The sequence below is a fragment of the Micromonospora sp. NPDC093277 genome, from assembly GCF_044765245.1.
GTDB lineage: Bacteria > Actinomycetota > Actinomycetes > Mycobacteriales > Micromonosporaceae > Micromonospora.
This window is the reverse complement of record NZ_JBIWJO010000014.1, coordinates 48,969-71,084: the sequence shown is the minus strand read 5'-3', so window position 1 is coordinate 71,084 and position 22,116 is coordinate 48,969. Positions and strand designations below refer to the sequence as shown.

Here is a 22,116-nt window from a genome sequence, read left to right as displayed (position 1 = left end):
AGGCGGGCAGCTCGCGCCGGCCTCGCCCGCCCGGCTGGCGGCGGCGTACGCCGGTGCCTGAAGCATCAGTGGGGCGCGAGGGTGCGTTCGCGGCGCTCGGCAACCGGTCTGGCCGCGGCACGACGGAGCCAGGGGCCGGCCAGTAGTCCGACCGTGATCTGGGCGGCGCCCGCGACCACGAGCGTCGGACCGGCGCCGGCCAGGCCGATGACCGCCCCGCCGGCGAGCAGCCCGATCGAGACGGCGCCGTCGTGCACCAGGCTCTCCGCGGCGAAGGCGGCGCGCCGTTCCGCCCCGTCGGTGCGGATGGTGATCAGGCGGTTGAGGGCGGCGATGCCGAGCGGCATGGCGAACCCGCCGGCCGCGGCCAGCACCGCGATCAGCACGAGCGAGGAGGTGACGGCGGGCAGCACGGCGAAGGTCGCGCCGAGCAGGACCCAGCCGGTCGCCATCGTGCCCAGCGGCGGCAGCTGGGGTACGAGCATCGGCGCGAGCAGCGCGCCGATGAGCGATCCCGCGCCGTAGCCGGTCATGCCGGACGAGACGAGCAGCCCGGGTCGGCCGGTCTCGGCGCCGAGGATCGCCAACCCGAGGGTGAAGGCGAACCAGGTGAGACCGCCGACGCCGGCCATGGTCACCGCGCGGCGCAGCTCGGGGTGACGGGCCAGCACGTGCCGTAGCGCCGGAGTGCCGGCGACGCTCTCGGCGCGGGGCGCGGCGGTGCCGCGTACGGTCAGCAGCAGGGCGGCGCCGAGTGCGACGCCGGCCGCCTCCGCCCAGAGCAGCCGGAGCGGCCCACCGACGGTGACCGCCCAACCGGCCAGCGGCGGCGCGAGGATCATGGTGCTGCGGTGCGCGAAGTCCTGCCAGGCCAGCATCCGGGCGGCGACATCGGGACCCGTACCGTCGCAGATGTCGGCGAGCAACGCCCGCTGCCCGGGTCCGCTGAGTGCGGTGGCGGCCCCGGTGATCAGCCCGGCGCCGGCCAGGTGGAGTGGGCCGACGGTGCCGACCGCCGCGCCGACCGGGACGACGAGCAGCCCGAGCACCTGCACCGCGAGCACCCCGGCGAGGGCCCGCCCCGTGGTCAGCCGCTGCCGGAGGCTCCGCGCCCACCACGCCGAGGTGAGCATCGGCAGCCCGACCGCGCCACCGACCAGCCCGGTGGTCCACGCCGATCCGGTCTCGGCGAGCGCGACCAGAGGCAACGCGACCGCGGTGGCACGCTGCCCCAGCCAGGTCACGAAGGTGGTGGTCAACATGGCGGCGATGGCGCGGCGAGGGTTCACGATTTCGATCATGTGGTCGCCACGGCTCGCCCGGTAGCTGGCCGTTTGGCACGCCAGCTCATAACCTGCGCATATGAGCTACCTCCCCACGGTCGATGACCTGCGACTCGTCGAGGCGCTGGCCCGGCACGGATCCGTGGGCGCGGCGGGCCGCGAGATGCGGATCAGCCAGCCGGCGGCGAGCAACCGGCTGGCGGCGTTGGAGCGGCGGATCGGCGAGCGGCTCTTCGAGCGGGACACCACCGGGGCGCGGCCGACCCCGGCCGGGCGGGCGCTGGCGGTCGAGGCCGCCCACGTGCTCGGCCACCTGGAGGCGATCTTCGACCGGACCCGGGCGGCCGCGCGCGGCGAGGTGCTGAGCGTCGGCACCTTTCCGAGCCTGGCCGCGTTGCTGTTCCCCGCCCTGGTCGACCTGCTCGGTGACGTGACCGTGCAGCAGGTCACCGACCACGGCGACCGGCTGGTCGAGTGGGTCGGTGAGGGCTCGCTGGACGCCGCCTTCGTCACCATCGCCAACCAGCTGCGACCGCCAGCCACGGCCACCGCGGCGCCCGTCGCCCACGACCGGCTCGCCGTACTCACCCCGCCCGCAGTACGCCTCGGCGCCGGACGACGGCCGTTCGCCGGCCTCGACGTGGTGGCCCACACGTACGATCCGTCCGCCGACGCGCTGCACCGGCGGCTCTCCGCGCTGGGCGGCCGACCCAGGCCGGCGGCCACGGGCGAGACCGCGGTACGGATGGGCCGGCTGCTCGACTGCCCGGTGGTCCTACCGCGCGGGCTCGCCCTCGCCTACGCGGCCCCGGACGAGCGGGTTTCGCCGGCGCCGGCGCCGGCTCGCTTCACGCTCTTCCTGGTCACCCGGCGTCCCATGCCCTCCGCCCTGGCCACCGTGGTGGACGGGCTGGCCGACCGCCTCGGCCTCGAAGCCGCCTGAGCAGCCTGCCGAGCCGGCCGGTCAGCCAGACCGCCAGGCACCCCGGGTGCTGGTGAGGAGCATCCGCCGGCCCGTCACTTCCGCGTCGTTGCGCGCCGTACACCTCGCGTTCATGTTCGGTTCTGACGGAGTTCAAAGGCTGTTCCCAGGTTCAGCTGCTTTTGTCTTTTTCGCTCCCTGCCGTTACGAGATGGGCTTCGAGTATGCGATTGACCTTCCGACGCCGTGCCGTGCCGCCGGATCGCACAGCCGGCACCACACCCCCGGACCCAGAGCATCCGCCGCCGTCAACCGATTTGACTCGCGATCACGGTGACGACGGCGGTCATGCGCTGCGGGCACCGAGCAAGCTGCACGCGTTCAACCGCTACGAGATCAAGTACCTGATGCCGAGTACCGCGGTGTCGGCGCTGCGCACGGAACTCGCCGGACGACTCGACCTCGACAGCAACGGCCTCAGCGGCGGTTACGGCGTCTGGAGCGCCTATTACGACACCCGCGATCTGAGGTTCTACTGGGAGAAGATCGAGGGGTTGAAGTTCCGGCGCAAGCTGCGGATACGCCACTACGGCGATCGCTCCACGATCCACGACGACACCCCGGTGTATGTCGAAATCAAGCAGCGGGTCAATCGGGTCACCCAGAAACGCCGGGTCGCGCTGCCCTACCACCTGGCCCGGGACCTGTGCGATCGCCGAACCATGGTCGAGCACGACCCGTCGCAACGGGCGTTTCTGGAAGAGGTCCTGGAACTGGTCTCCGGGCTGGACCTGCGCCCGGTCGCGATGACCGGCTACCAGCGCGAGGCGTTCATCGGACGCGACGCCGACGCCGGCCTGCGCGTCACCGTCGATCAGCGGATCCGCGGCCGGGACCGCGATTTCCACCTCGGCGCGGACGCCGAGAACCGTCTTGTCGTCCCGGCCCGGCTGGCGGTGGTGGAGTTCAAGGCCAACGAACGCGTCCCGTACTGGCTCACCGACCTCACCGCCGAACTCAACATGTCGGTGGCGCGCATCTCCAAGTACTGCCAGAGCGTCGAGGCGTTCGGCCGCGCTCCCCGATCGATCTTCCACGTTCCCGATGACGATCCCGCCGGTGCCCCCGTACCGGCTTTCTCCGAAAGTGGGGCCTGACCCATGCCGTTCGACGTCCAGGATCTGTCCGGCACGTTCAGCGTCGGTGACATCGCCATCGCACTGTCGCTGTCGTTCCTGCTCAGCGCGATGATCGGCTGGGTCTACCGGTTCACCCACCGCAACGTCTCCTACAGCCAGTCCTATGTGCAGACCCTCGTGATCCTGGGCATGCTCATCGCACTGATCATGCTGGTGGTCGGGTCGAACATCGCCCGTGCCTTCGCCCTCGTCGGCGCGCTGTCGGTGGTACGGTTCCGCAACGCCATCAAGGAGACGCGCGACGTCGGGTTCATCTTCCTCGTCATGGGCATCGGCATGGCCGCCGGCACGAGGTTCTACACCCTCGCGGTCGTCGCCGCCGTAGCGATCAGCCTGATCATCCTGGTGATGTACCGCTTCAACTGGTTCGCCTCCAGCGTCCAGCGGCAGGTCGTCAAGGTCCAGGTCCCGCCGGACGGCAACTACGTCGAACACATCCAGGATGTGCTCATCGCGCACACCAGCGAGTTCGAGCTCGTCAGCATGGAGTCGATCCGCGGCGGTGCCCTGACCGAGATGATGTACACCGTACGGCTCAAGAAGGGCCACGAGCCCGGCCAGTTGATCACCGCGCTCGGTGAGCGCACCGGCGGGCAGCGGGTCACGGTGCTGACCGGCTACGACCAGACGGACCTGTGATGCCACCGTCCAGCCCGCTACGGCGCAGACTGCTGCATCGTGTTCCACTGCGGGTGCGCCACTATTGGAAGCTGCTGGTCACCTGCGGGGTGTTCCTCGTCGCCTGCGCGGTGCTGTTCAGCACCGTCCGGGTCACACCGCTGGTTACCAGCGCCAGCGACAGCCACGCCGACCGGGCCACCCAGGACATCACCGGAACCACTGACCTCTTCGACGCGAGCGTGGCGCACCGCATCGCCCTCACCTTCCGCGACGGCGGCTACCAACGGCTGCTCGACGAGTTCTGGAAGGACGGCGAGAAGGACTTCCTCGAAGCCGACCTCACCATCGACGGCACCCCCGTCCCCAGCGTCGGCATCCGCCTCAAGGGCAACTCCACCCTGGCCGGCCTCACCCGCAACGGCAAGGCCCGCGCCGGCGGGTTCGGCCAGGGCGGACCCGCGGGTGCCCGGCGGGCAGGGCAGCGGAACGGCGACGGCCCCGCCGGCGGCTTCCCTGGCGGTCCTGCGGCAGGTGCACCGGACGGCAACCCGCCGGGTGGTGGCTTTCCGGGCGGGGGTACGCCGAACGGTGGCGTGCCAGGCGGAGATGCGCCAGGAGCCGGCTTTCCCGGCGGTGGGGTGCCGGGCGGCGCCGGAGGTTTCGGCCAGGCCTCGCTCAAGGCCGAGGAACCCGAGACGCTGCCGTGGCTGATCCGCTTCGACGAGTTCGTCGACGGCCGCCGATACCAGGGTCACCGCGAGATCGCCGTGCGGGTCGCCGGCATGGGAGGCGGTACCACCGTACTCAACGAGGCCGTGTCGCTGAACCTGCTGGCCGCGGCCGGGCAGCCCGCCCAGGGGTACGCGTACACCAGCTTCACCGTCAACGACCGCCCCACCACCGCCCGTCTCGTCGTCGAGCACCCCGACGAGGGCTTCGCCGACACGATGGGCGGCTCCGGCGTGCTCTACAAGAGCCTCGCCACCAGCCAGTTCACCGACCAGGGCGATGACCCGACCAGCTATGCCGACGACTTCAAACAGATCACGATGAAGGGCAGCCAGGACCTCCAGCCCGTCATCAACCTCATCAGGTGGGTCAACACCAGTGGCGACGCCGATTTCGACCGCCACCTCGCCGATCACGTCGACGTGCCAGCCTTCGCCCGTTACCTGGCCGCGCAGAACCTGCTGCTCAACTTCGACGACATGGCCGGCCCTGGCCGCAACTACTACCTCTGGCACGACCTGAGCACCAAGAAATTCACCGTCGTCGGCTGGGACTACAACCTCACCTTCGCCGGCAGCGCCACCCAGGGCCCCCACGACTCAGCCAACATGGGTGGCCGTTTCCCGCAGAACGGCGGCGCACCGCCGCAGGGCTTCCAGCCCCCGGGAGGCATGCAACCGCCCGACGGCTTCCAGCCACCCGACGGCATGCAACCACGAGGTGGTGACCCCGCCGGGCCGGGCGGACCAGGCGGCTTCGGTGGGATGGGCGGCAACAAACTCAAGGAACGCTTCCTGTCCAGCGCCGCGTTCAAGACGGTGTACGAGGAAGCCTACCGAGACCTGTACCGCACGTTCTACGCCAGCGCCACCGCACTGAACACCCTCGAGGGCATCACCGAGGTCCTGTCCACCGCGGCCGGATACGACGAAACGAAAAACGGCGCCGACGTTGAACAACTGCGAACCCTCATCCGGCAACGTACCGAGCATCTCGCCACCGACAGCATCATCACCAGCTCGTAGACCGTACGCGGGCGGCAAGGTTCCCAGACGCTGCGGCCGGCGGTGTGAATGCTTCGCACACCGCCGGCCGCAGCCGCCTCCATGCCGGTTCCACACCACCGCTTCGAACCACCTGCCGGTGACCCACGCGGTCAAAGCAAGGAACCGCCGCAGTACCTCGGGTTTTGGCGCGGCGTCCGGTGCAGGGCCCTTGACGGAGTCGCCACCCACACGTTAGATCGGTACATATTTCGACGCTTGAATGAAGGGCTGAAGCCTCGTGCCGCGCGCGGAACGGTCCCGGTCCCGGGCGCTGCCGAGCCGTGCAACGAAGGGATCACGAGGTGTCACGAAGAGTGCTAGGCGCCGGCCTGGTCACCGCACTGTCCCTACTCGCCCTGTCTCCGGCCGAACCGTCCGCCGCAGCGAGCGCGCCGGCGGGGGTGTCCGTCTATCTCACCGACCTCGGCACCAAGACCTACCTGGCACGCCAATCCACCGTGTCCTGGCGGGGCGGGCGGGCCCCGGACGTACCGACGATCACCGTCGACAGCCAGCGGCAATATCAAGAGATCACCGGTTTCGGGGCGTCGTTCACCGACTCCTCCGCCTGGCTCGTCGGCACCCGCCTCGACAGGAAGCAGCGCGACGCGGTGATGCGCGACCTGTTCAGCGGCCAAGGCATCGGTTTGAGCTTCCTGCGCCAACCGATGGGCGCCAGTGACTTCGCGGTGAACGGGAACTACTCGTACGACGACATGCCGGCCGGCCAGACCGATCCGGCGCTCACGCACTTCTCCATCGACCACGACCGGGCGTACATCATCCCGTTGCTCAAGCAGGCTCGCCAACTCAACCCGAAGCTGACGGTGATGGCGTCGCCGTGGAGCCCGCCAGGCTGGATGAAGACCAGCGACTCGATGATCGGTGGAACACTCAAGCCGGACGCCTACCAACCGCTGGCCGACTACTTCACGAAGTTCCTCAAGGCCTACGCGGAGGCAGGCGTTCCGGTCCGCTACATCACCCCCCAGAACGAGCCGCTCTACGTACCCTCCGGATATCCCGGTATGTCGCTCACCGCCGAGCAGCAGAACAACCTGATCAAGAACTACCTCGGCCCGGCACTACGCGACCGCAAACTGCACACCGGGATCCTTGGCTACGACCACAACTGGGATGTCGTCAGCTACCCGGAGACCATGTACGCCGACCCGGCGACGACCGGGTTCGTCGCCGGCACGGCGTGGCACTGCTACGGCGGTGACGTACGGGCACAGTCGATGTCGCACAACAACTACCCCAACAAGCCCGCGTGGCACACGGAGTGTTCGGGCGGCACGTGGGAGGGCGACGAGCAGGCCGGTTTCGCCGGCGCGCTGGGCCTGGTAATCAACAGCACCCGGGACTGGGCAAAGGGTGTCATCCGTTGGAACATGGCCCTGGATCAGAACAACGGACCGACCAACGGCGGCTGCCCGACCTGCCGCGGCGTGGTGACGGTCTCGCAGGACGCGGCCGGCCACTGGTCGTACACCAAGACCGTCGACTACTGGGCGCTCGGTCACGCCAGCAAGTTCGTCCGTCCGGGTGCCCGCCGGGTCGCATCCAACACCCTTGGTGCCGGTGACGTACAGGACGTCGCCTTCGTCAACCCCGACGGTTCCACGGCGCTGGTCGCGTTCAACTCCGCGAACAGCCAGAAGACGTTCCGCGTGCAGTGGGGCAACAAATGGTTCACCTACAGCCTGGCCGGCGGGGCGGCAGCCACGTTCACCTGGACCGGCACCCAGCACGGCAACGTGGACCGAGCCGCGATCGGTTCGGTTGACATTCCGTTGGAAAACCCGGACGGGACACGAGCGCTGATCAGCTACGACTCCGGAATGCTGGCTCAGCAGGCCCAGGTGCGGGTCGGCAACCAATGGCTCGGCTACACGCTCCCCGCGGGCGCGTCGCTCACGGCTCCGACGACCGAGGTGCCGTTGCCCAGGGACGCGTGGACGGTGTCGGCGTCGGCGAGCGAGGCCACCGAGCCACCTGGTGGTGTAATCGACGGCGACCCGGCCACGCGGTGGAGCACGGGTCGCGGCATGCAGCCCGGCGACTGGTTCCAGGTCGACCTCGGCTCGGAGCAGACGTTCAACCAGGTCGTCCTGGACACGACTGGAAGCAGCGGCGACTCCCCGCGGGGGTACGAGCTCTTTGTGTCCAACGACGGCACGAACTGGGGCCAGCCGATCGCGACCGGACCAGGCAGCCCGGTGACCAAGATCCTGATCCCGCAGGTCACAAGCCGCTACATCCGGGTAGTGAACCAGGGCGATGCCGGCAACTGGTGGTCGATCCACGAACTGAACGTGCTCGGGCTCGCCGGTCCGGCGAGCGTGGCGGCAGGCTCGGACAGCGGCGTACAGCGCAAGACTGCCGTGCTGCCCGACGGCACACAGCTGCTTGTCGTCTACAACTCGCACCGCTCCGTCGCCACGTTCGACGTGCCGTGGGGAGACACCACCTACACCTACCGACTGCCGGCCAGCGCCGCCGCGATCTTTACGACGCGCCGAGGCTGAGCGGCTGCCGCTGTGCCGGCCGGAGCACCCCCGGCCGGCACAGCGTCGCGGCCGTCCCTGACCGACGGCCTGGCCGATGCATCCTTACAGGGGACCCGGGTCCGATCGTCGAACGGGGACACATTGACCAGTTCAGGTCTTCCACCCACCCGCAGCGCCCGCACCAGCCTCGGTGAGGCCACTCTCAGCGCCCTCCGCCGCTCTGTCGGGACGCGGACGCGCCGGTTTCTACTCGCGCTCACCCTGCTGCTGGGACTGCTGGCCGCGGCCGGGCTCGCGCTGGCTGGACCGTCCGGCGATCGCACCTTCGCCAAGCTTTCCGATGCGGTCCAGAGCCTGATGTCCGTCATCGTGCCGGCCTTCGGCATCCTGCTCGCCCGCGATCTGAAGCGGGCGTCCGAAAGTATTCGCCTCACGCCCACCCTGCTGGCCGCAACGCTGCTCGCCGCCGTCGTGGGTCTGTTCGGCGTCCTGGTGTGTGCGACGGCCCTCGCGATGGCCACGTCGAGCGCTCAGGACCCGTGGCGGCACGTCGGAACCATCGCGCTGGGCAGTGTCCTGGTCCAGGTGGTCGCCCAGCTTGTGGGCACCGGGCTCGGCCTGCTGACGCGGCGGCCCGTCATCGCGTTCGTCGCCAGCATCGCCCTGCCGCTCGGCCTGTGGCTCCTGCTGGGCTCCGTCGATGTCCTCGGGCCGGCCCAAGCCCTGACTCCGTACGCCTCCGTCCGACACCTGCTCTCCGGCCAGATGAGTGCATTGAACTGGGTCCAGTGGCTCGCCGTCCTGCTCATCTGGGGGGCGGGCCTGAACGTCCTTGGTGCGGCGCGGCTCCGACGCGGGAACCATGGCGGCCGTCCCGCCCCAACTCCCGGCGAGCAGAGCCGGTCGCTGAGCCGGTAACCATCCCGCCTGTCACCGCACGGCAACGGTCAGGAGTTCGTCGGGCCGAGGTGCGCGTCCAGCGCCGCGGTGACGAGCCGGTCGAGGCCGTCGTCACCGTCCGGCTCGGCGGCGTCCAGGGCGAGCTGCAGACTGCCCCACGTCCACAGCTGGGCGATGCCGTGCAGGTTCGACCACAGGGCGGCGGCCGTCACGGCCGGCGGCTGCGTGGTGTCCTGCTCGGCGCGGCATCGGGCGACGAGGTCGACGAGGTCGACGATGCGTTCGAACAGCGGGCGAGTCGACTCCCGCAGCCGTCGTTGGCCCGAGACGTGTTGCTCGCTGTCGAGCAGATCGTGGCGGAACATGAGCTCGAACATGCCGCGATGCTCCAGCGCGTAGCCGACGTACACCCGGGCAATTTCCCGCAGGTGGGCCCGCGCCGAGGTCGCGCCGGTGGTCGTGGCCGCGATCCGGGCGGAGAGGTCCTCGAAGCCGCGCCGGGCGATGGCGGACAGCAGGGCGTGGTGGGTGGGAAAGTGTCGGCGCGGGGCGCCGTGTGACACTCCGGCCCGGCGGGCGATCTCGCGCAGGCCCAGCGACGCGGAGCCCTCGACCATCACGAGTTCCACTCCGACGTCGATCAGCCGCTCCCGGAGGGAGCTCTCACTCTCCATGGACAATGTCTACAAGATTTGCGTAGACAACGTCTACCGCCACCCGGCCGGACAAGCCCGCACTGCGGAAGGCACGGTGTCCCAGAGCTGGATCGGGATCGGATGTCGGCTCAGACTCCCACGCGTTGCTCCGGGACGGACAGCCCATACAGGGCCATCAGTTCGGGGCTGTCGATCCGGCTGCCGTCGGCCACCGAGTCGCAGGAGATGTCCACGATCTGGTCCTTGTGCGCCAGCAGGTACGGCCGGGCGCCGACATCGGCGCTGGCCAGGGTGGCGATGCCGGACCAGTGCCGGCGACCGAAGAGCATCGGGTAGCCGCGCAGCCCGTCGTAGGTGGCGCAGACCAGCACGTCCGGGTAGGGCAGGGCGGCCACTCGCCGGACCGCGACGGCGGTGAGCCCGGGCATGTCGACGGGCACCACGACGACCGCCTCGATCCCCTCGTCGGTCAGCGCGGCCAGACCGGCGCGGATCGAGGACCCGACCCCGGTCCCCCACGCCCGGTTGACCACCACGGTGGCCCCGCTCAGGTCCGCCGTCTCGCGGACCTGGTCGGCCGCCGCGCCGAGCACGAGCACGATCTGCTCGCAGCCCGCCTCGCCCATTGTGTCGATCATCTGGCTGACGAGGGGTTTCTCCCCCTGGTGCAGCAGGGCTTCTGGTCCGCCGATCCGACGGCCTCCACCAGCGGCGATGATCATTCCTGCGATCCGGTTCAGTTGTGCCCCCTCGACCTGGGGGGCGGACCGGGGGCAGCCGCGCCCGGTCCGTCCCGTCGTACGCACAACGGGCCCAACGATCGCCGACCGGACCAGGTAGCGGGGCGAAACGGAAATATAGTGCGGATTACGGCGGCCGACTGGTCCGCCGCTCCGCCGTGACAAGACGTCAGCTCGCGGCGGCCACCGCGATCGGCCTCGGCTGCCGAGGCGTCTGCGGCAGCAGCCGCCGCAGGTCGCCCCCGGTCTCGGCCAGGAAGCCGGCCGCCGTCGCCGAGTAGATCGACATCAGCATCGCTGGCTGGAACGGCAGCAGGCCGTCGGCGTTGGACAGTTCCGCCCGGCGTCGCGCCAGCGACACCGGCCGGTAGGGCAACCCCAACTCGCCGGCGACGCCGCCAGCGGTAACGGCCACCGGGCCGACCAGCTCGTACGCGTGGTCCCGATGCGCGGCCGGCTGTGCTGCCACCTCGACGGCGACATCGGCCAGATCCTGCCGCGCCACCGCGGCCAGCCCGCCCGTGCCGAACGGCGCGGTGATCACCCCGTCGACCGGGGCCACCAGCTGACCGAAGAGCTCGGCGTACAGGCCGTTGCGCAGGATCGTCCAGCTCAGGGAACTCTCCCGCAGCCGGCGCTCGGTCCAACGGTGCGCGAGGGCGAAGGCCAGGTGGTCACCGGCCGTGGTGAGGCTCGTGTAGATGACATGCTCGACACCCTGTTCCTCAGCGGCCCGGATCACCCGGTCGTGCCGGGCGATGACCCGGTCGTCCTCGCCGTACCCGGCCGAGACCAGCACCAGGGTGCACACCCCGGAGAAGCGGAGGGTCGCGGGGTCGTCGAAGTCGACGTGTCGCCCCAGCGCGCCGAACCGCTCCGGCGTACGGGTGCCGGCCAACGGGGCGAGACCGCGCTCCGCCAGCCCGGCGTGGACGAGGGAACCCAGGTGCCCGGAGGCACCGGTGACAAGCAGCATGGATGAGCCTTCCGAGTGGTACTGACCAGGAACTAACCTCATCGTCAGGAACCATCGGCACGGCGACAAGGAGGCATTTCCGTGTCAGCAGGGCACACGCCGGTAACCGACCTGCTCCAGCCGTGCGGCGCGCCGGACCATCCGGACTGCGGGATTCGCGACGTCCTCGACCGGATCGGCGACAAGTGGTCGGTGCTGGCGATCGCCGAACTGTCCACCGGCACCCGGCGCTTCCGAGAACTGCAGCGGGGCATCCACGGCATCTCCCAGCGGATGCTCACCCTGACGCTGCGGCGGCTGGAGCGCGACGGTCTGGTGCTGCGCACCGCGTACCCGACCGTCCCGGTCACCGTGACCTACGAGCTGACCGAGCGGGGCAGGAGCCTGACCTACCTGGTCCGGCAACTCGCCGACTGGTCGCTGGCGAACAAGGACGCGATCGGCGAATCCCGCCGCCGGTGGGACGCGAAGAATCCGGAAGCCGCCATCGCCTGACCCGCCCCGCCACCGCGCCGGGTCACGCCGCGTCCGCGTAGCACTCCACCACGGACAGGTCGAGCGGGAACCGGACCGGGGTGTCGCCAAAGAGCAGCCGGGTGGCCTGGGCGCCCGCGGCGGCGACCGCCGCCGCGACCGCGTCGGCCCGCCCGGTCGGGCAGTGCACGACCACCTCGTCGTGCTGGAAGAAGACCAGCTCGCCCCCGGCTCCGGCGAGGGCCGTCCGGAGTGTGGCCAACAGGGTGGACGCCCACTCGGCGGCGGTGGCCTGGATGACGAAGTTGCGGGTGAACCGGCCACGGGAGCGGGCCGCCCGGGCCCGGGGGCCCTGCGGGTCCGCCCCCGAATCCGGATCCGTCTCCTCCCCGTCGCCGAGGCCCACCGTCCCCGGCGGGCAGGTACGCCCCAGCCACGACCGCACCAGCCCGCCCGCCTCCCCGGTGCGGGCCGCCGCCTCGACGTACCCGAAGGCGGTCGGGTAGCTGCGCTTGAGCACCGCGAGGGCGGGCAGCGCGGCACCACCGGTCTGCCCGTACATGGCGCCGAGCAGGGCCACCTTGGCGCGGGCCCGGTCACCACCGAAGGCGTCCCGGGCCAGGGCGGCGTAGAGGTCACCGGCACCACCGGCGGCGGCCAGCCGCTCGTCGCCGGAGACCGCGGCCAGCACCCGCGGTTCGAGTTGCCCCGCGTCGGCCACCACGAACGTCCAGCCGGGATCGGCCACCACCGCGCGGCGGATCACCTTCGGGATCTGCAACGCCCCGCCGCCCCTGGTGGCCCACCGGCCGGAGACCACCCCGCCCGGCACGTACTCGGGCTGGAAGCGGCCGCCGGAGACCCAGGCGTCCCGCCACGCCCAGCCGTGCGCCGTCCAGATCCGGTAGAGCTCCTTGTATTCCAGGACCAGCGGCGCGGCCGGGTGCTCCACCTCGCGCAGCACCCAGGCCCGGGTGTTCGGCAGCTCCACCCCGGCGCGGGCGAACGCCTTCAGCAGCTCCGCCGGGGAGTCGGCGTGCAGCTGACGTACGCCGAAGGCCTCGGCGATCCGGGCGGCCAGTTCGGCCAGCCGCCGGGGTGGCCCGCCGACCGGCGACGCCTCGCCGAGCAGCTCGGCGAGGATCCTGTCGTGCATGTCGGCGCGCCACGGCAGGCCGGCCGCCCCCATCTCGGCGGCGATCAGCGCACCGGCCGACTCGGCGGCGACCAGCAGCCGGAACCGGCCGGGATGCGCGGTCGCCGCGATCCGGGCGAGCTGGTCGGCGTACACCTGGGTCAACGCGTCGATGCCCGGACCGGGCGGGCCGGACGGCGCGTCGAAGAGCGCGCCCTGGCCGTGGCCGGGCGGCGCCGCCGGACGGGGCGGCGGGTCGGGCGGCACCGGCGCGCCGGTCAGCCGGGCCCACGCGGCGGCGAGCGAGCGGGGCTCACCCCACCGGCCGGCGTGGCCGAGCAGCAGCGCCTCGGTGAGTTCGACGTCGTGGCAGCGGTCCAGCCGGACGCCGGCGCGCAGCAGCGCCGGGTAGAGCGGGGTGAAGGTGGCCCAGACCCAGCGGGGCCGCTCGGCGGCCTCGCGGGCGGCCACCGCAGCGGCCAGGTCGGCCACCCGCTCGGCCGGACCGGCGGGTCGGCCGACCGGGTCGAGGGGTTGCAGCACGCCCCCGCCCCGCTCGTCCGAGACCACCGCCACCAGCACAGACGTGATTCTGCCTCGCCCCTCCGACACTCCCCCCACGCGCCGCCCCGCCCCGCGCCGCCCCGCCCCGCCCCGCCCCGCACCGCCCCGCCCCGCACCGCCCCGCCCCGCACCGCCCCGCACCGCACCCGCCGCTGAAGCGTCGGATCACGAGCGCCTCTTTCACGGAAAGAGTGGCCATTCGACGTGGAATGGCCACTCTTTCCGCGAATCTGCGCCCTCAATCGCGGGCGAGGGGTGCGGGGGCTACTTGCCGACGCCGGCGGTGAGGCCGGACTGGACCTGGCGTTGGAAGGCGATGTACACGATCAGGACCGGGAGCATGGCCATGGTGACGCCGGCGAAGAGGCCGGACCAGTCGGACTTGTACCCCTGGTTGACCGACAGTTCGATCAGGCCCTGGGCGATCACCTGGTGCTTCGGCTCGCCGGCCACCGACTGCATGAGCAGGGTCGGCAGGTACCACTGATTCCACTGGCCGAGCACGTTGAAGATGCCGATGCTGACCAGGCCCGGCTTGGCCATCGGCAGCATCACGCTGAAGAAGGTCCGGGTGTGCGAGGCCCCGTCGACCATGGCCGCCTCGGCGATCGAATCGGGCAGCGTACGGAAGAACGAGTGCATGAAGAAGACGGTGAACGCCAGCGACCAGGCCACGTAGACCAGGATCAGCGTCAGGTGCTTGTTCGGGCCGAGCAGCGGGAAGCTGAAGCCCGTGTTGTAGACGCCCTTGAACAGCGGCACCGCGGCGAGATAGACCGGCAGGGTCAGCCCGGACAGGAACATCCAGTAGATCAGCCGGTTACCCCGGAACTGGTAGCGGGCCAGCGCGTACGCCGCCATCGACCCCAGCAGCATCGTCAGGGTCACGCTGAAGACGAGCACGAGCAGCGTGTTCAGGAAGAAGCTGTCGATGCCGGCCGACCAGGCCCGGGCGAAGTTGTCCCACTGCAGCGACCTGGGGATCAGCGACAGCGGCTCGCGGATGACCTCCGAGTCGGTCTTGAGTGCGGACATCACCACCCACAGCAGTGGGTAGATCACCATGATCGCCCACACCGCGAGAAACAGATGCGAAAAGCCGTTGAAGATCTGGGCGCCCACGCCACGCCCGCGAACCTCGGCCCCTCGTGCGGGTGCGGGGCGGGACGGGGTGGCCTGGCCGGCCCGGATGGGGCCGTTCGTCGCGGTGCTCATCGTCGCCCCTCCTTCAGTACTCGATACGGTCACGACGGGTGATCCTCAGCTGGAGGGCGGCCAGCAGGATCGTGAAGATGGCCAACGCCACGGCGATCGCGCAGGCGTAGCCGAACTGGCCCTTCTGGAACGCGTTGAACTGGATCACCGACGCGAAGATCTCGCTGGCGTGGTTCGGGCCGCCCTGACTCGGGGTCATGACGAAGACCAGGGCGTACATGTCCAGGGCGATAAAGCCCAGGTAGACCCAGGCGACCGAGATGGTGTCCCGCAGCAGCGGCAGGGTGACCCGGAAGAAGGTGTGGAAGCGACCGGCGCCGTCGAGGATCGCCGCCTCGAAGATGTCCTTCGGGATCGACTGCATCGCCGCGGAGAAGAGCACCATGTAGAAGCCGGCCCCACTCCAGACCGCGATGAGCAGCAGCCACCAGAGCACCGCCGGCACGCCGAGGAAGGGCTCCGGGTCGGCGGTGAACGCGATCGGATTGCCCGCGTCGACCAGCCCGATCTTGATGAGCAGCCCGTTGACCAGGCCCTGCTCGTCGGTCCGGTAGATCTGGCGCCACATGACGGCAATGACCACCAGCGACAGCACCTGCGGGAAGAAGAAGATGATTTTGTACAACCCGGAGCCGAAGACCCCGCGGATGCCGGCCCTGTCCTCGCGTCCGCCCACGTTGAGCAGGAACGCGAGGAACAGGGCCAGCGCGATGGTGAACAGCGGCACGGTGACCAGGAAGAAGACGTTGTGCCAGAACGCCTTCCTGACCAGCTCGTCGGAGAACAGCCGGACATAGTTGTCCAGCCCGACGAAGCGCTGGGAATCCGAGTACCCGCCCCAGTCGGTCAGCGAGTATCCCGCCGCTTGGGCGAAGGGCCACACCACGTAGAAGAGGTACAGCGCGACGGGCAGGGCCAGGAAACCCGTGACGAAACGCGCGACACCGTGCCGCATTCGACTCACACTTCCGATCGGGTCAGGAGGTACGGGTCTGCTTCTTGATCGACGAGTCCTTGGCGACCTTGTCGGCGGCCGCCTGCATCTTGTCGATGAACTGCTGCGCGGTGAGGCGGCCGGCCATCAGTTCCTCGGACAGGTTCTGGCTCTCCTTGTCCAGGTCCGCGTAGAAGTCCTGGAACTTGACCGAGATGAGTTCGCTGCCGCCGTTCTTCATGAGGGCGTTCGCGCTGGCGAGCGCGGAGTCCTGCACCTTGTCACCGGAACCCGTGGTGGAGGCCAGCGACTTGGTCAGCTCGGCGAACTTGGCCGAGCCTTCCTTCGACAGGATCGCCCGCAGGAACTCCTTCGCGGCCGCCTTGTTGGGGGCCTTGCTCGGCACGACGAAGCCCTCGCCGGCGGCGGCGAAGACGTCCTTCGGCGCCTTGTCGTCCGCGTGCGACCAGTAGTCGGAGAGCGTCAGATCGAAGCCCGGCGGGATGGTCGCCGACATCTCGTTCTTCAGCCAGGTGCCGACCTGGATGAACGCCGCCTTGCCGTCGAGCCAGGCCTGCTGCGACTGGGTGTGGTCGAGCTTGCCGGGCAGGAGCAGCTTGTCCTTGACGAGCTTCTCCCACGGCTCCAGCGCCTTGAGGACGCCGTCGGCCTTCCAGGCGTTGTCCTTGAGGTTGTCGATGTCGACGATCACCTGCTTGCCGGCGGACTTCCAGATGCTCGCCATGAGCGCCCACCGCGGGTAGTAGCCGTGGATCGCGTCGTGGACGTACGGCGCCATGCCCTTGGCCTTGATCTTCGGGGCGAGCGCGAAGAACTCGTCCCAGGTGGTCGGCGCCTGCCAACCCTCCCGCTGGAACAGGGCCCCGTTGTACCAGTTGCCCCAGACCGTGAAGGCCACGTTCACCACGTAGAAGTGGCCGTTCTGGGTGCCGTCGCCGACCGTGCCAGGCAGCAGCGTGTCGGCCACCGTACCCTCCCCGTCCCAGGCGGGGGCGGTGAGGAGGTCGTCGAGCGGCTCGATCGCACCCTCGTTGATCAGCGTGCTGCGATCCATCATGTCCTCACCCGAGTTCATGACCAGGTCGCTCGGCTGCGTCGCCATCTTCGGCTGCTCTTCGGTCTTGATCTTCTGGGTGGAGCTCATGTTGACCGTGACGTTCGGGTGCTTGGCGTTGAAGACGACCTTGTCTTCCTTCGCCCACTGATCACCGAGGCCACCGTTGAAGATGACCACCTTGACGGCGCTGCCGTCCTTCACGCCGAACGGGTTGTCCTTGCTCTTCGAGCCGGTGTCCTCGGACTTGCTCGGCTCACTGCCGGCACAGGCGCTGAGCAGGCCCATCGCCGGGGCGGCGAGCAGGCCGGCGGCGGCGGCCCGCCGCAGCAGGGTCCGGCGGCTGAGGTCGCCGAGGTTCTCGGGAGTAACCGACATCTTCGTCTCTCCTTGATGGTGTCGGGTCAGGCGGTACGCCGGAGGCGCCCGGCGTACCGCGACTCGAGGGCGAGGTTGTGCTCGTCCCCACCGGGGACGTTGGCGGAGAGGTAGATAGGGGGTACCTCCCCGGCCTGGTGGAACCGTCGTACGACCTCGGCGGTCAGCAGCTGCGCCAGCAGCGCCGCGGTGACCGACGAGACCGCACAGACCGCGCCGCCGCCCTCGAGCGGCAGCAGTGCGTCGCCGTACGGCGCGCCGTTGTCCAACACGACGTCGGCGAGGTCGGCGAGCCGGTGCCCGGACGGATGCCGAGGGGCGACCCGGGCGGTGTGCTCGACCGAGGTGACCGCGATCAACGGATGGCCGTGTTCCCGGACCAGCGCCGCCAGCTCGACCACCGAGCCGTTGATGCCGGACTGGGAGGCGACCACGAACACGTCCTCGGGCTGCGGCGCCGCGAGGGCGTAGAGCTGGTGCGCCACCGCCGGGTCGCGTTCCAGCTTGGGGTCGGCGAGCACGTCGCGGGGCGCGTCGCCGTGCAGCACGAGGTCGTGCAGGGAGAGTCGGTTGGTGGGGACCAGGCCGCCGGCGCGGGCCACCAGCTCGGCGGCGAACGCCTCGGAGTGGCCGGCGCCGAAGGCCTGCAGCACCCCGCCGGCGCGCAGCCCGGCGGCGATCAGGTCGGCCGCCCGGTCCACCCCGTCCGCCTGCGTGTCGACCAGCCGGTCGAGCATCGGGCGGACGGCGTCCGCGTACCGCTGGGCACTGATCACGAGGCGGCCCCCTTCGCGGCCTTGTGCCCGTCGACGGCCTGGGCGGTACGCCGGAAGGCCGCGTGGGCGCGGTCGTGGGTGCGCTGCGCCACCGCGATGTAGAGCAGGTCGAGCACGACGAGCTGCGGGTGCCGGGCGGAGAGCGCGTCGGGCCGGAAGGTGGTGGCCTGGCTGGCGGTGACCAGCACGATGTCGGCCAGTTCGGCCAGCGGCGAGCGGGGGAACCCGGTCAACGCGATCGTGGTGGCGCCCCGGCTGTCCGCCTCGGCGAGCATCTCGATGGTCTCCCGGGTCTGCCCGGTGTGTGAGATGCCGAGCGCGACGTCGCCGGCGCCGAGCAGCGCGGCGCTGGCCAGCCCCTCGTGCACGTCGCTCCAGGCCCACGCGGCCACCCCGATGCGGTGCAGGCTGAACTGCATCTCCTCGCCGACCAGGGCGCTGCCGCTGGCCCCGAAGATGTTCACCCGGCTGGCGCCGGCGATGGCGACCGCGGACTTCTCCACCTCGGCGAGGTCGAGCAGCGCGGCGGTGTCGTGCATGGCCCGGGTGTCGGCGGCGATGATCTGTTCGAGGACCCGGGGCAGCGGATCGCCGGGCTGGATCTCCCTGCCGATGTCGACGGTCCAGCCGGCGGAGCGCGCCCGGCCGGTCTCCGCCGCGATGCCGAGCCGCAGGTCGGCGTAGCCCTCGAAGCCCATCGCCCGGCAGAACCGGGTGATGGTCGCCGGTGAGGTGCCGCTGCGCTCGGCCAGCTCCACGATGGTGGCCCGGGCCGCCGCCTCCGGGTCGCTGAGCACGTGCTCGGCCACCCGGCGTAGCGCCCCCGTCAGCTCCCCCGCACCGGCCCGGACCCTGGCCAGCACGCTGTCGGAGGAGACCGCCACCGCACCCCGCCGGTCGACCGCTTCGGCGTCGACCACCGCGGTCCCCGCGGGGGTGTCCACCTCGTGATCAACCATGGGACGCCTTTCGGAAAAGAGTGTTAACTGTTAGTGGTAAAAGTTCTTACTGAGGGCCCCTCCGTGTCAAGGCTGTGGGCGAAGTTTTCAAACTGTTACCTGGCGCACAGCCGGCCGGCGGCCGGCGGATCTTGCTTCGGCCCGCCGGGCCGACCAGCATGAAGGGCCACCAGGCCCGAGCACAGGGAGGCCCACCGGATGTCCGACAGCGTCGTGGTCGGCCTCGACGTCGGGGGTACGTCCACCCGCGCCGCCGCCCTCAGCCTCGATGGCGTCCGGCTCGGCACCGGCCGGGCCGGCGGCGGCAACCCGACCAGCCACGGCGCCGACCGGGCCGCCGCCGAACTGCTCGCCGCGCTGCGCGCCGCGCTCGCCGACATCGACCCGACCCGGGTACGCGCCGGCACCATCGGCCTCGCCGGGGCCGGCCGCCTCCTCGCCGACCCGCAGGGCCGGGACGCCTTCGACCGCGCCTGGTCCGACGCCGGCCTCCGCTGCCCGTACGCCGTGCACGGTGACGCCCTCGTCGCGTACGCCTCGGGCACCGCGGCCCCGGATGGCACCGTGCTCATCGCCGGCACCGGCGCGATCGCCGCCCAGGTCCACGACCTGCGCCTGGACCGCACCGCCGACGGGCACGGCTGGCTGCTCGGCGACGCCGGCTCCGGATTCTGGCTGGGCCGCGAGGCGGTCCGCCGGCTGCTGTCCGACCTGGACCGCGCCGACCCGCCGAGCCAGCTGGCCCGCCGGGTCCTCACCGAGCTGACCGGCGCACCCGAGGTGGCGGAGCGGCCCCGGACTACCGCCGAGGCCGTGGTGCAGGCGGTCACCCGGCGTCCCCCGGTCGAGCTGGCCCGGCTCGCGCCACTGGTGGTGGCCGCGGCCCGGGAGGAGGAACCCACCGCCCAGGCCCTCATCCGGGAGGCCGCCGCGCTGCTCGCCGAGAGCGTCACCCGGATCCGGCCGGACGAGGTGGCCGACCCGGTCGTGCTCGGTGGCGGGTTGCTCACCGGGGACACCCCGCTCGCCGACGCGGTCCGCGCCGAACTGGCCCGCCGCTGGCCGGACGCGCCACTGCGGACCGCCGGAGACGGCGCCGCGGCGGCGGCCTGGCTCGCCGCCCGCGAGTTGCCCGAGGTGACCGACCCGGCGGCCCTGCACGCGCTCCTGGTCCCGCCGACCACCTGACCCCGCCCGCGGGGTCAGGACCAGGCGTCGAGGGTCTCCGCGAGGCGCGCCCAGACATGGGTGCGCCAGCCGCCGTCGAGCAGGGTGAACGTACGCCGCTGCACCGGATCCTCCGGATCGAAGCCGGAGTGTTCCAGGAAGAGCCGGGTGCCCCGTCCCTCCGGCACGAGGGTCCAGGTGACGACGGTGTCCAGGTGGCCGCCGCGCCAGGCCCACCGCAACCGGCGCGGCTCGTCCAGCTCCAGCACCTCGCAGTGGACCACGCCGTCGAAGTCCTGTCCGGGTCGTGGCGTGGTGCGGAAGGTGAACCGATGGCCCGGGACCGGACGGAAGTCGTTCGGCATCAGCCAACGGGCCAACAGATCAGAATCGGTCAACACTCGCCAGACCCTGGCCGGCGGATGGGCCAGGAACTGATCGACGGCGATGCTGGTGCGCTCACTCATCCGGCAGCCCGTCCAACACCTCGCGAAGGTCGGTCAGGCGGGCCCGCCAGAACCGCTCGTACGGGCCGAGCCAGTCGGCCACCTCGCGCAACGGCTCGGACCGCAGCGCGTAGAACCGCTGCCGGCCGACCGGTTGTTCGGTGACCAGCCCGGCGTTCTTGAGCACCCTCAGGTGCTCCGACAGGCTGGGCCGGCGCATGTCGAAATGGTCCGCCAGCTGCTGCACCGGCTGCTCGCCTCGTTCCAGCAACAGCCGGAGCACCTCCCGCCGGGTGGGGTTGGCCAGCGCCGCGAAGACGTCCCCCTCAGACACGGGTCGCCTGGAGCACGATGCCGTTGCCGTCCGGGTCGTCGAAGGTCGCGTAGCGGCCCCAGGGCGCGGCCTGGATGCCACCGTCGGCGAAGACCACCCCGAGCTCACGCAGCCGCGCCACCTCGCCGTCGAGGTCGTCGGTCTCCAGCACCAGGCCCTTGAGCGAGCCGGGCGGCACGGTCGGGAACCAGGTGACCAGGGTCAGGGCGGTCGCCGCGCCCTTCGGAGCGACCTGGACCCAGCGACCGCCGGGTCCCATCGGGTTGTCCCAGATCAGGTCGAAGCCGAGGACGTCGACGTAGAAGTCGCGGGCCCGGTCCTGGTCGCTGACGGGTACGGAGACGAGCTGCACGTGGGTCACGGTCATGCCGCCACAATAGGTAGGGGATTTCCTACCAGTCAAACCGAGGAGGGGCCGGCCGACCTGCGTCGACCGGCCCGCCGCTCGTGCCTCAGAAGGTCGGCTGACCCGGCTGCCCCTGCGGCTGGCCGTACGGGCCCTGCGGAGCGGGCTGGCCGGGCTGCGCCGGGTAGCCCTGCTGCGGGACCTGGCCGTACTGGCCCTGGCCCGGGTGGGCCGGCGCGCCCTGGCCGGGATAGCCCTGGGGAGCCGCGCCCGGGTAGCCCGGCTGCGCCTGGCCGGGGTAGCCCTGCTGCGCCTGGCCCGGGTAGCCCTGCTGCGGGACCTGACCGTAGCCCGGCTGGCCCTGCGGCGCCGGCTGGCCGTAGCCGAACTGGCCCGGCTGGGGCGGCCCGGCGACCTGCGCCGCGGCCTCCTCCCGGGCCTGCTTGCGCGCCTTCAACGCCCGGACGATCAGCAGGACCGGCAGGACGAAGACGTAGATGAAGATGCGGTACTCGCCGCCCTCGAAGAGGAACATGAGGTAGAAGCCGTAGCAGAAGAAGGCCAGACCGACGATGACATTCAGGATCCGTGAGCCCTTGCCCTGCTCGGGGACCGCCAGACCGATCACGATCATCGCGATGCCGCCGAGCAGCAGCAGGAGGTCGTAGATAAGGAAGAACATGTGATTCCTGTCAATCAGTTGAGGATGCCGGCCCACGATAGAGGAG

Annotated in this window: 22 protein-coding genes; 8 read left to right on the top strand and 14 right to left on the bottom strand. The window is 70.8% G+C overall.

The annotated features are described in order from the left end of the window. Positions 1 to 65: 65 nt before the first annotated feature. Entirely contained in the window at positions 66 to 1,289 is a 1,224-nt protein-coding gene (locus ACIRG9_RS26455; RefSeq protein WP_402861307.1) for an MFS transporter, read from the bottom strand. 73 nt (positions 1,290 to 1,362) lie between these two features. Here ACIRG9_RS26455 and ACIRG9_RS26450 point away from each other — a divergent pair, with 73 nt between their 5' ends. The 6 genes from ACIRG9_RS26450 to ACIRG9_RS26425 all read left to right on the top strand — a co-directional run bounded on the left by ACIRG9_RS26450 (position 1,363) and on the right by ACIRG9_RS26425 (position 9,231). Beyond that, on the top strand, positions 1,363 to 2,226 hold the full coding sequence (locus tag ACIRG9_RS26450; RefSeq protein WP_402861304.1) for a LysR family transcriptional regulator: 864 nt from the start codon (positions 1,363 to 1,365) through the stop codon (positions 2,224 to 2,226). Positions 2,227 to 2,456: 230 nt separating this feature from the next. Then, the gene (locus ACIRG9_RS26445; RefSeq protein ID WP_402861301.1) at positions 2,457 to 3,362 is read left to right on the top strand and encodes a polyphosphate polymerase domain-containing protein; all 906 of its coding nucleotides are present in this window, start codon (positions 2,457 to 2,459) and stop codon (positions 3,360 to 3,362) included. 3 nt (positions 3,363 to 3,365) lie between these two features. Further along, complete coding sequence (locus tag ACIRG9_RS26440; protein ID WP_402861298.1) at positions 3,366 to 4,043, top strand: DUF4956 domain-containing protein; 678 nt, start codon at positions 3,366 to 3,368, stop codon at positions 4,041 to 4,043. Continuing rightward, on the top strand, positions 4,043 to 5,779 hold the full coding sequence (locus ACIRG9_RS26435; RefSeq protein WP_402861295.1) for a CotH kinase family protein: 1,737 nt from the start codon (positions 4,043 to 4,045) through the stop codon (positions 5,777 to 5,779). Before ACIRG9_RS26440 ends, ACIRG9_RS26435 begins: the two co-directional genes overlap by 1 nt. Before the next feature lie 323 nt (positions 5,780 to 6,102). Then, positions 6,103 to 8,331, top strand: a complete 2,229-nt coding sequence (locus ACIRG9_RS26430) for a discoidin domain-containing protein (RefSeq protein WP_402861292.1) — start codon at positions 6,103 to 6,105, stop codon at positions 8,329 to 8,331. Positions 8,332 to 8,454: 123 nt separating this feature from the next. After that, the gene (locus ACIRG9_RS26425; RefSeq protein ID WP_402861289.1) at positions 8,455 to 9,231 is read left to right on the top strand and encodes a hypothetical protein; all 777 of its coding nucleotides are present in this window, start codon (positions 8,455 to 8,457) and stop codon (positions 9,229 to 9,231) included. Between the two features lie 29 nt (positions 9,232 to 9,260). Here ACIRG9_RS26425 and ACIRG9_RS26420 read toward each other — a convergent pair whose 3' ends face one another. The 3 genes from ACIRG9_RS26420 to ACIRG9_RS26410 all read right to left on the bottom strand — a co-directional run bounded on the left by ACIRG9_RS26420 (position 9,261) and on the right by ACIRG9_RS26410 (position 11,585). Then, the gene (locus ACIRG9_RS26420; protein WP_402861286.1) at positions 9,261 to 9,887 is read right to left on the bottom strand and encodes a TetR/AcrR family transcriptional regulator; all 627 of its coding nucleotides are present in this window, start codon (positions 9,885 to 9,887) and stop codon (positions 9,261 to 9,263) included. A 110-nt stretch (positions 9,888 to 9,997) separates the two neighbouring features. Next, the gene (locus ACIRG9_RS26415; protein ID WP_402861283.1) at positions 9,998 to 10,591 is read right to left on the bottom strand and encodes an NTP transferase domain-containing protein; all 594 of its coding nucleotides are present in this window, start codon (positions 10,589 to 10,591) and stop codon (positions 9,998 to 10,000) included. 187 nt (positions 10,592 to 10,778) lie between these two features. Next, positions 10,779 to 11,585, bottom strand: coding sequence for an NAD(P)H-binding protein (locus ACIRG9_RS26410; RefSeq protein WP_402861281.1), 807 nt, complete (start codon positions 11,583 to 11,585; stop codon positions 10,779 to 10,781). An 81-nt stretch (positions 11,586 to 11,666) separates the two neighbouring features. Between ACIRG9_RS26410 and ACIRG9_RS26405 the strand changes: the two genes are divergently transcribed. Beyond that, positions 11,667 to 12,080: a winged helix-turn-helix transcriptional regulator gene (locus tag ACIRG9_RS26405; protein WP_402861278.1), complete on the top strand. Its 414-nt coding sequence runs from the start codon at positions 11,667 to 11,669 to the stop codon at positions 12,078 to 12,080. A 22-nt stretch (positions 12,081 to 12,102) separates the two neighbouring features. On the opposite strand, the gene ACIRG9_RS26400 is transcribed toward ACIRG9_RS26405, so the two are convergent. From ACIRG9_RS26400 to ACIRG9_RS26375, 6 genes are all read right to left on the bottom strand, one after another. Next, positions 12,103 to 13,776, bottom strand: coding sequence for a bifunctional 3'-5' exonuclease/DNA polymerase (locus tag ACIRG9_RS26400; protein ID WP_402861275.1), 1,674 nt, complete (start codon positions 13,774 to 13,776; stop codon positions 12,103 to 12,105). Positions 13,777 to 14,022: 246 nt separating this feature from the next. Then, entirely contained in the window at positions 14,023 to 14,973 is a 951-nt protein-coding gene (locus ACIRG9_RS26395) for a carbohydrate ABC transporter permease (protein ID WP_402861272.1), read from the bottom strand. A 13-nt stretch (positions 14,974 to 14,986) separates the two neighbouring features. After that, positions 14,987 to 15,928 carry a carbohydrate ABC transporter permease gene (locus ACIRG9_RS26390; RefSeq protein WP_402861269.1) on the bottom strand — a complete coding sequence of 314 codons (942 nt, stop codon included), beginning with the start codon at positions 15,926 to 15,928 and terminating at the stop codon, positions 14,987 to 14,989. Between the two features lie 22 nt (positions 15,929 to 15,950). Further along, positions 15,951 to 17,360 (bottom strand): N-acetylglucosamine/diacetylchitobiose ABC transporter substrate-binding protein, encoded by a 1,410-nt coding sequence (gene ngcE, locus ACIRG9_RS26385; protein ID WP_402861266.1) that lies wholly within the window; start codon positions 17,358 to 17,360, stop codon positions 15,951 to 15,953. Positions 17,361 to 17,386: 26 nt separating this feature from the next. Next, on the bottom strand, positions 17,387 to 18,136 hold the full coding sequence (locus ACIRG9_RS26380) for an SIS domain-containing protein (RefSeq protein ID WP_402861263.1): 750 nt from the start codon (positions 18,134 to 18,136) through the stop codon (positions 17,387 to 17,389). Continuing rightward, positions 18,133 to 19,095, bottom strand: a complete 963-nt coding sequence (locus tag ACIRG9_RS26375; protein ID WP_402861260.1) for a MurR/RpiR family transcriptional regulator — start codon at positions 19,093 to 19,095, stop codon at positions 18,133 to 18,135. Before ACIRG9_RS26375 ends, ACIRG9_RS26380 begins: the two co-directional genes overlap by 4 nt. 198 nt (positions 19,096 to 19,293) lie before the next feature. On the opposite strand from ACIRG9_RS26375, the gene ACIRG9_RS26370 reads away from it, so the two are divergent. Further along, the gene (locus tag ACIRG9_RS26370; protein WP_402861257.1) at positions 19,294 to 20,283 is read left to right on the top strand and encodes an N-acetylglucosamine kinase; all 990 of its coding nucleotides are present in this window, start codon (positions 19,294 to 19,296) and stop codon (positions 20,281 to 20,283) included. A 14-nt stretch (positions 20,284 to 20,297) separates the two neighbouring features. Here ACIRG9_RS26370 and ACIRG9_RS26365 read toward each other — a convergent pair whose 3' ends face one another. The 4 genes from ACIRG9_RS26365 to ACIRG9_RS26350 form a co-directional block, all read right to left on the bottom strand. Beyond that, complete coding sequence (locus ACIRG9_RS26365; protein WP_402861254.1) at positions 20,298 to 20,729, bottom strand: SRPBCC domain-containing protein; 432 nt, start codon at positions 20,727 to 20,729, stop codon at positions 20,298 to 20,300. After that, a complete protein-coding gene (locus tag ACIRG9_RS26360) occupies positions 20,722 to 21,042 on the bottom strand; it encodes an ArsR/SmtB family transcription factor (RefSeq protein WP_402861251.1) in 321 nt (106 codons plus the stop codon). Before ACIRG9_RS26360 ends, ACIRG9_RS26365 begins: the two co-directional genes overlap by 8 nt. Beyond that, a complete protein-coding gene (locus ACIRG9_RS26355) occupies positions 21,035 to 21,409 on the bottom strand; it encodes a glyoxalase superfamily protein (RefSeq protein ID WP_402861248.1) in 375 nt (124 codons plus the stop codon). The genes ACIRG9_RS26360 and ACIRG9_RS26355 overlap by 8 nt, the downstream gene beginning before the upstream one ends. An 85-nt stretch (positions 21,410 to 21,494) precedes the next feature. After that, positions 21,495 to 22,070, bottom strand: coding sequence for a hypothetical protein (locus tag ACIRG9_RS26350; protein WP_402861245.1), 576 nt, complete (start codon positions 22,068 to 22,070; stop codon positions 21,495 to 21,497). Between the last annotated feature and the right edge of the window lie 46 nt (positions 22,071 to 22,116).